Genomic DNA, 5,463 nt, shown 5'->3' on the forward strand with positions numbered 1-5,463 from the left:
ATGGCCATTCTCGTCGACAAGACCACCAAAGTCATCTGCCAGGGCCTGACCGGCTCGCAGGGCACCTTCCACACCGAACAGGCCATCGCCTACGGCACGCAGATGGTCGGCGGGGTCACGCCGGGCAAGGGCGGGCAAGAGCATATCGGCCTGCCGGTCTTCAACTCGGTCCACGAGGCGGTGGCAAAGACCGGCGCGACCGCGACCGCGATCTATGTGCCCCCGCCCTTCGCGGCGGATTCGATCCTGGAGGCCATCGACGCCGAAATCCCGCTGATCGTGGCGATCACCGAGGGCATCCCGGTGCTGGACATGATGCGCGTCAAGCGCGCGCTGGAGGGCAGCAGAAGCCGCCTGATCGGACCGAACTGCCCCGGCATCATGACGCCCGGCGAATGCAAGATCGGCATCATGCCCGGCAACATCTTCCAGCGCGGCAGCGTCGGCGTGGTGTCGCGTTCGGGCACGCTGACCTACGAGGCGGTCAAGCAGACCACCGATGTCGGCCTGGGCCAGTCCAGCGCCGTGGGAATCGGCGGCGACCCGATCAAGGGGATGGAACATGTCGACGTGCTGGCCATGTTCCTGGACGATCCGGAAACCGAATCGATCATCATGATCGGCGAGATCGGCGGCTCGGCCGAGGAAGAGGCGGCCGAATTCCTGGCCCGGCAGAAGAAGAAGGGCCAGTGGAAGCCCACCGCCGGCTTCATCGCCGGGCGCACCGCGCCCGCGGGCCGGCGCATGGGCCATGCGGGCGCCATCGTCTCGGGCGGCAAGGGCGACGCGGAATCGAAGATCGAGGCCATGAAGAAGGCCGGGATCGTCGTCGCCGACAGCCCCGCGGGGCTGGGCGAGGCGGTGCTGAAGGCCATCAAGGGCTGATGATTTGACACCGGGCGCCGCCCTCGCGACGATGGCATGGCACGGGCAAGGAGTGGGTGAATGACAGCCAACCGCAGAGGCGCCTCGCTTGGAACGCTTCCGGGCGTGATGCGCGGCCCGTGCGGCGCGGCCTTGCCCGACCGGCGCGCGGCGATCGCATCTTGCCCGCTTGACCTGATCCCTCGGCCGGACATGTCCCTGGCGGGGATCGCCGGTCGCGGACGCGGATCGGCGCATCGCCCGGCCCGCCCATGATGGTTCCGGGCATCAGCATGACGGACCTGCGCCCGGCGCTGCTGCTGGGTTCGCTGCTGCTGTCGGGCTGCGGCGAACGCGCGACCGAAGACATCCTGCGCGGCGGCATTCCCGCCCGCACCGATCTGCATCAGGCCAGCACCCTGCCGCCGGATTCGGTGCGCACCGTAGCGCGCCGCGACTTCGGCTGGCGGCTGATCTATCGGCCCGCCCGCGCGCCCGCCAATGCCGGACCGGCCGCCGCAAGCGCCCTGTGCGGGCTGGAACGCCGCGCCGTGGCGCGGATCGACCAAATCCCGCGGATCGACCCCCTTGCCGATCCCGGCGCACGTATCATCGACATCTATTGCGCATGAGGAGATCGGGCATGATTGTCAACTTCACCCCCATCACGACGATCCGCAAACCGGCGCTTGCCGTTGCGGGGCTGCTGGCGCTCGCGGGCTGCGTGCCGCCGCCGGGCGCGCCGACCACCACCGGCCGCAGCGCCGCCGCGACCTCGCCCTATGCGATGGCGCCCGCGGCACCCCGCACGCCCCCGCCGGCGATCAGGCCGCCCGCCGAGATCGCGCCCCCCACGCCGGTCGCGCCCAGCTTTTCGGGACCGATGGACAGCCGCACGGGCATGCGGCAGTCCGCTGTCGTGTCGGTCTCGGGCAATGCCGATCGCGGCTTTTCGGTGATCTTCCGTCCGAAGCAGACCGAACCCGCCAGCGTCGACGGCGCGGCGGCCAGGCTCTGCGGCGACGCGGGCGTGGCCTCGGCCCGCACCAATTCCGGCGGCGGCTCCAGCGCCATGCCGGGCGTGTCGGTGATGGTGGTGAAATGCGGCGCGACGGCGTGACGGCTCGCCGACATCACCCGGATTTCGGCTGTCTCGCCGGCCCCGTCCTAGGCCGGCGTCGCGAAAGCCTGCGACCAGTTCACGGTCGGGATTCTCGGATCGGCGGCACAGGCGGCGATCTCGTCGGCCAGCGATTCTCGGATCGCCGCGCGGTCCGGCTCGCTCACCTCTATCGTGGTGCGGTTCATGCGGTCGATGCGCGCCCAGGCTGCCTTGCGCCATTCCCGCGGCACCAGGGCGCGCGCCACGCGCTTCAGCGCGGGGTTGTAGAGCGCGGCCTTCACCGTCCGGCTTTGGGTGACATAGCTTTCATTGCGATTCCGGTCGGCAGGCACATCTGCGACCGGTTCCACGCCCAGGTTCCGGCTGACCTGCCGCAACAGCGCCTCGCCCTGGGCGGCGTGGAAATCCAGGACTTCAAGCCGGTCGCCGAACAGCGCGTCATAGCGGGCGATCTGGCCGGAATATCGGCTGCGCAGGCGGTGATAGAAAAGCGGATGCCAGCCATCCGCGATCCTCTGCGCCTCGGCCCGCAGCGAGGCGGTCAGCCCCAGCGTCTCCAGCTGGTCACGCCGGGTGTGCTGATATTCAGAGATGATGCGCGCCACCGGGTCGCGCAGGACGGCCAGGATCCGGATCTCGCCCACGTCCGGACGCGCCGCGAAATCGGCGATGCGGCCGGCGGCGGCGGGGTTCCACAAGTAGTCGGTCGAGGCGTCCAGACGCCACGCCGCGGCGGGCTTGTGCGCGAACAGGGCGTGGTAATCGGCCAGATCACGCGGGATGCGGGCAAAGGCGCGCGCGCCGGGTCCGGACCAGCGCCGCTCGGCGAAATCGGTGAAAAAGCACGGCTCCTTGCCACGGGCCAACGCGATCTCCGGCAAGGCGCCCAACATCGCTGCCAGATTGCTGGTGCCGCATTTGGGCGCCCCGATCAGGAAGATGTAGTTCTGCATCCCGTCACCTTTCACATCCGGCCTTGCGGTCCCGCCGGCGGCCCGCGATTTGCGTCGGCATACATGTCGCGCCGCGCCCCGACCAGACCCGCATCCCGGCTTCTCATGTCTCGCTAAAGGTCCGAAACGATGAACGACCAGCCCAAGAACACCGATTTCCACGATTCCTCCTTCCTGCAAGGCCATAACGCCGCCTGGGTCGAACAGCTCTATGGCCAGTGGGCCAGGGATCCGGCCGCGGTCGATCAGGCCTGGGACGAATTCTTCCGCGGCCTCGGCGATGCCCAGGAAGACGCGCTGCGCGAGGCCGAGGGCCCGTCCTGGTCGCGCGCCGACTGGCCGCCGATGCCGCATGACGACACCACCGCCGCGCTGACCGGCGAATGGCCGATGTCCGGCAAGGCCGAGGCCGACGAGGCGATGAGGAAGATCGCCGGAAAGGCCGCCGAAAAGGGGGTCGAACTGACCACCGACCAGATGCGGCAGGCGGTGCTGGACAGCATCCGCGCGCTGATGCTGATCCGCGCCTACCGGATCCGCGGTCATCTTCACGCCGATCTCGACCCGCTGAAGCTGCGCCATGTCCCCGATCATGGCGAATTGAAGCCCGCCACCTATGGCTTCGGTCCCGGCGATCTGGACCGGCCGATCTTCATCGACAACGTGCTGGGTCTGGAAGTCGCCACCATGCGCCAGATCTGCGAATTGATGAAGCGCACCTATTGCGGCACCTTCGCGCTGCAATACATGCATATCTCGAACCCCGAGGAAGCCGCCTGGCTGAAGGAACGGATCGAGGGCTATGGCAAGGAAATCGCCTTCACCCGCAACGGCCGCCGGGCGATCCTGAACAAGCTGGTCGAGGCCGAGGGATTCGAGAAGTTCCTGCATGTCAAATACATGGGCACCAAGCGCTTCGGCCTCGATGGCGGCGAGGCGCTGATCCCGGCGATGGAACAGATCGTCAAGCGCGGCGGCGCGCTTGGCGTGAAGGAAATCGTCATCGGGATGCCGCATCGCGGCCGACTGTCGGTGCTGGCCAACGTGATGTCAAAACCCTACCGCGCCATCTTCCACGAATTCCAGGGCGGCAGCTTCAAGCCCGAGGACGTGGACGGATCGGGCGACGTGAAATACCATCTCGGCGCCTCCTCCGACCGCGAATTCGACGGCAACATCGTCCACCTGTCGCTGACCGCCAACCCCTCGCATCTGGAGGCGGTGAACCCGGTCGTGCTGGGCAAGGCGCGCGCCAAGCAGGACCAGCTGGGCGACCGCAAGGCCCGCACCGCGGTGCTGCCGGTCCTGCTGCACGGCGACGCGGCCTTCGCCGGCCAGGGCGTGGTGGCGGAATGCCTGCAGCTTTCGGGCATCCGCGGCCACCGCACCGGCGGCACGATCCATATCGTCGTGAACAACCAGATCGGCTTTACCACCGCGCCGCATTTCAGCCGCACCTCGCCCTATCCGACCGATATCGCGCTGATGGTCGAGGCGCCGATCTTCCACGTCAACGGCGATGATCCCGAGGCCGTCGTCCACGCGGCCAGGGTCGCCACCGAATTCCGTCAGAAGTTTCACAAGGACGTGGTGCTGGACATCTTCTGCTATCGCCGGTTCGGCCATAACGAGGGCGATGAGCCCATGTTCACCAACCCGGCCATGTATGCCAACATCAAGGGTCACAAGACCACCCTGCAGATCTACACCGACCGGCTGGTCAGGGACGGGCTGATCCCCGAGGGCGAGATCGAGGACATGAAGGCCGCCTTCCAGGCCCATCTCGCCGAGGAATTCGAGATCGGCAAGAACTACAAGCCGAACAAGGCCGACTGGCTGGACGGCAAGTGGTCGGGCCTCGAACGCGAAGGCGCGGAATATGTCGCCGGCAAGACCGGCATCCCGGCCGCGATGATGACCGATATCGGCCGCGCGCTGACCAGCGCCCCGGACGGCGTGAGCCTGCACAAGACCGTGGGCCGCCTGCTGGCGGCCAAGAAGGAGATGTTCGATACCGGCAAGGGGTTCGACTGGGCCACAGCCGAGGCCCTGGCCTTCGGCTCGCTCCTGGTCGAGGGCCGCGGCGTCCGCCTGTCGGGCCAGGACAGCATGCGGGGCACGTTCAGCCAGCGCCATTCCGCGATCATCGACCAGAAGTCCGAGGATCGCTATTATCCGCTGAACCATATCCAGGGGGACCAGGCCCGCTACGAGGTCATCGATTCGATGCTGTCGGAATACGCGGTGCTGGGCTTCGAATACGGCTATTCGCTGGCCGAACCGAATACCCTGACCCTGTGGGAGGCGCAGTTCGGCGATTTCGCCAATGGCGCGCAGATCATGTTCGACCAGTTCATCTCCTCGGGCGAGAAGAAATGGCTGCGCATGTCGGGCCTGACCATGCTGTTGCCGCATGGCTACGAAGGCCAGGGCCCGGAACACAGCTCGGCCCGGCTGGAACGGTTCCTGCAGATGTGCGCCGAGGACAACTGGATCGTCGCCAACTGCACCACGCCGGCGAAC

Annotated in this window: 5 protein-coding genes; 4 read left to right on the forward strand and 1 reads right to left on the reverse strand. The window is 67.5% G+C overall.

The annotated features are described in order from the left end of the window. The 3 genes from sucD to B4A72_RS12730 all read left to right on the forward strand — a co-directional run bounded on the left by sucD (window position 1) and on the right by B4A72_RS12730 (window position 1,984). A complete protein-coding gene (sucD, locus tag B4A72_RS12720) occupies window positions 1–885 on the forward strand; it encodes a succinate--CoA ligase subunit alpha (RefSeq protein WP_292952435.1) in 885 nt (294 codons plus the stop codon). 272 nt (window positions 886–1,157) lie between these two features. Continuing rightward, window positions 1,158–1,496, forward strand: a complete 339-nt coding sequence (locus tag B4A72_RS12725; RefSeq protein ID WP_292978752.1) for a hypothetical protein — start codon at window positions 1,158–1,160, stop codon at window positions 1,494–1,496. Window positions 1,497–1,507: 11 nt separating this feature from the next. Further along, a complete protein-coding gene (locus tag B4A72_RS12730; protein WP_292952431.1) occupies window positions 1,508–1,984 on the forward strand; it encodes a hypothetical protein in 477 nt (158 codons plus the stop codon). 47 nt (window positions 1,985–2,031) lie between these two features. Here the strand turns inward: B4A72_RS12730 and B4A72_RS12735 are convergent, their stop codons facing one another. Further along, window positions 2,032–2,940, reverse strand: coding sequence for a sulfotransferase (locus B4A72_RS12735; RefSeq protein ID WP_292952428.1), 909 nt, complete (start codon window positions 2,938–2,940; stop codon window positions 2,032–2,034). Between the two features lie 129 nt (window positions 2,941–3,069). On the opposite strand from B4A72_RS12735, the gene B4A72_RS12740 reads away from it, so the two are divergent. Next, a partial coding sequence (locus B4A72_RS12740; protein WP_292978754.1) for a 2-oxoglutarate dehydrogenase E1 component occupies window positions 3,070–5,463 on the forward strand: 2,394 nt, incomplete at its 3' end.

Origin of the sequence: Paracoccus sp. UBA5162, assembly GCF_002413585.1 — a bacterium.
Taxonomy (GTDB): Bacteria; Pseudomonadota; Alphaproteobacteria; order Rhodobacterales; family Rhodobacteraceae; genus Paracoccus.

What these genes read in the sequence shown, in the direction of transcription:
- B4A72_RS12725 (WP_292978752.1), top strand. Translation starts at nt 1,158, where the DNA reads ATGACGGACCTGCGCCCGGCGCTGCTGCTGGGTTCGCTGCTGCTGTCG.
- sucD (WP_292952435.1), top strand. Translation starts at nt 1, where the DNA reads ATGGCCATTCTCGTCGACAAGACCACCAAAGTCATCTGCCAGGGCCTG.
- B4A72_RS12735 (WP_292952428.1), bottom strand. Translation starts at nt 2,940, where the DNA reads ATGCAGAACTACATCTTCCTGATCGGGGCGCCCAAATGCGGCACCAGC.
- B4A72_RS12730 (WP_292952431.1), top strand. Translation starts at nt 1,508, where the DNA reads ATGATTGTCAACTTCACCCCCATCACGACGATCCGCAAACCGGCGCTT.